The following is a 2,578-nucleotide window of genomic DNA, read 5'->3' as shown; positions in this document are numbered from 1 at the left end:
GCCCGCCCGGCCGTGCAGCGCGGCATGCGGGTGCCGGCCGGCGCGCGGCTCGACTGAAGCGGCGCGCCGGGGCGTCCTGGCGCGCCTCGTGTCAGGCGGCGCCGCGCAGCGCCTCCTTCTCGGCGTGCGTGACCGGTGCGTTGCTGTTGCCGAGGGAGAAGCTCTTGCCGCGCGGCCGGCCGAGCGGCTTCTCCACCTCGCTCAGCATGGTGAAGAGCGCGGGGTAGAGGTGATCCGTCGCGCCGATGCGGTAGGACAGCCCGCTGACCACGTACTGGAACAGCGACCTGGCGACGGTCTTGCCCATCAGGTCCTTCTCGCCCCAGCCGATCTTGGGGGAGATGACGCCGATCTCGGCGCCGGGGACGACGAAGACGTGGAAGGTCCCCTTCACGCCGATCGAGGACTGCACGTCGAAATGCACCTTGCTGTCGCGCTGGTGGATGCCCTTGGTGATCGTGACGGTGCCGGACTTCAGCGCCTTGGCCAGATCCTTGAAGCACTGCGAGGAATCGTCGGGGATGCCCTCGAGAAGCGTGGCGATGCTCTCGCCCAGCTTCTTCATCTCATCCTCGCTGAGGCTGCTTTCGTGATTCGCCCACTTCCCGTTGTTGGACGTTCCGCGCCAATCGGGCGCGCACTTGACTGCCATGCGTGTGTCCTCGGCATCCGGGCGACCGATCGCCCCGTTCCATGCCGCTTCAGCATGGCCGTCCGCGGCATTGCGTAAAGTGGAAAACAGCATCCCTCGCCTGCGGGCGGCCCGCACCGTTGCATTCGCCTGCGGCCGGGGCATCCTGCCGGCGCGTCACGGCCAGGGAAACGCGCCACCATGATCCTTCGCTTCGCAGGGGCAGCCGCCCTCGCCGCCGTCGCCATGGTCTCCGTCGCCACGGCGCAGCCCGTCCCACCCGAGCGCATCCTGCGCATGGTGCCGAACGCGGACCTGCAGACGCTCGATCCGATCAACACCACCGCGGGCGTCGTGCAGTCCCACGCGCACATGATCTACGACCAGTTGTTCGGCCGCGATGTGCAGCAGCGCCCGCAGCCGCAGATGGTGCGCGAGCACGCCGTCTCCGCCGATGCGCTCACCTGGACCTTCACGCTGCGCGACGGGCTGCTGTTCCACGACGGCGCGCCGGTCACGGCGGCGGACGTCATCGCCTCGCTCCGCCGCTGGGGGGCGAGGGACCCGCACGGCCGGCAGATCATGGCGATCACCGAGGCGTTGGAAGCCTCAGCCGACGGCAAGTCCTTCACCTGGCGGCTGCGGCGTCCCTATGGGCTGATGCTCGACGCGCTGTCCAAGCCGGCGGGCAACATGCCGGCGATCATGCCCGCGCGCATCGCCGCGACCGATCCCTTCACCGCCATCACCGAGACGATCGGCTCCGGCCCCTTCGTCTTCGTCCGTGACGAATGGGTGCCGGGTTCGCGCGTGGTCTATCGCCGCAATCCCGCCTATGTGCCGCGCGCCGAGCCCGCCTCCGGCACCGCCGGCGGCAAGGTCGCGCATGTCGACCGCGTCGAATGGCTCAACATCGCCAATGCCCAGACCGCGGTGCTGGCGCTGATCCAGGGGGAACTCGACTACATCGAGAGCCCGGGCGTGGACTTCCTGCCCATGCTGCAGCGGCGGGGCATGCGCATCATCCGCACCAACACGCTCGGCGCGCCGGGCATGATCCGGATGAACCACATCCACCCGCCCTTCAACGACGCCCGCGCGCGCCAGGCGCTGATGCTGCTGGTGAACCAGGAGGAGATCCTCCAGGCGATGTTCCCCGAACCGTCGCTGTACCAGGTCTGCCACGCCTTCTTCGTCTGCGGATCCCCGCAGGAATCGAACGCCGGCGTGCCCGCCGGCCTCGGCAGCCCCGCAGCGCGGGAACGCGCCCGCGCCCTGCTGCGCGAGAGCGGCTACGACGGCACGCCCATCGTCATCATGGACCCGACGGACAATCCCTTCGTCCATGCGGCGACGCTCGTCCTCGCGCAGCAGATGCAGTCGGTCGGCTTCCGCACCGACGTGCAGGCGATGGACTTCGCCTCCATGGCCGGCCGCCGCGCCAACCGCCGCCCGCCTTCCGAGGGCGGCTGGCATATCGGGCTCACCTTCTGGAACGGCCTCGGCGCCTCCGACCCCGTCGGCAACGTCCCGATGCAGGCGAGTTGCGAACGCGCCTGGCCGGGCTGGCCCTGCGACGCCGAGCACCAGGCGCTGATCGACGCCTTCCCCTACGCCGCGAACGATGCGGAGCGCCAGCGCATCCTGACCGCGCTGCACGAGAGCGCCTATCGCCTCGTCCCCTACGTGCCCTACGGCCAGTGGTACCTGCCATCCGCCATCCGCCCGCAACTCGACGGCGTGCTGGCCATGCCGGGGATCATCATCGCCTGGAACATCCGCAAGGCAGGGCGCTAGGCGATGGGCACGTCACCCCAGCGCGACCGCGCCGCCGCCTTCTGCGCGCGCTTCGGCCTCGCCGCGCCGATCCTGATGGCACCGATGGCCGCGGCCTCGCCGCCCGCGCTCGCCGCCGCCGTCGCCAATGGCGGCGGCATGGGCGCGCTC

At 70.3% G+C, this 2,578-nt stretch carries 2 protein-coding genes; one reads left to right on the top strand and one right to left on the bottom strand.

The window, feature by feature from the left end:
* Positions 1-91: 91 nt before the first annotated feature.
* Positions 92-652, bottom strand: a complete 561-nt coding sequence (locus HW577_RS23500) for a hypothetical protein (protein WP_198378530.1) — start codon at positions 650-652, stop codon at positions 92-94.
* Positions 653-832: 180 nt separating this feature from the next.
* Here HW577_RS23500 and HW577_RS23495 point away from each other — a divergent pair, with 180 nt between their 5' ends.
* The gene (locus tag HW577_RS23495; RefSeq protein ID WP_198378529.1) at positions 833-2,428 is read left to right on the top strand and encodes an ABC transporter substrate-binding protein; all 1,596 of its coding nucleotides are present in this window, start codon (positions 833-835) and stop codon (positions 2,426-2,428) included.
* The last annotated feature ends 150 nt before the right edge of the window (positions 2,429-2,578 follow it).

It is taken from the genome of Neoroseomonas rubea (genome assembly GCF_016106015.1).
Taxonomy (GTDB): Bacteria; Pseudomonadota; Alphaproteobacteria; order Acetobacterales; family Acetobacteraceae; genus Neoroseomonas; species Neoroseomonas rubea.
The sequence above is the reverse complement of the archived record's forward strand: the minus strand, read 5'-3'. Positions and strand labels throughout refer to the sequence as shown.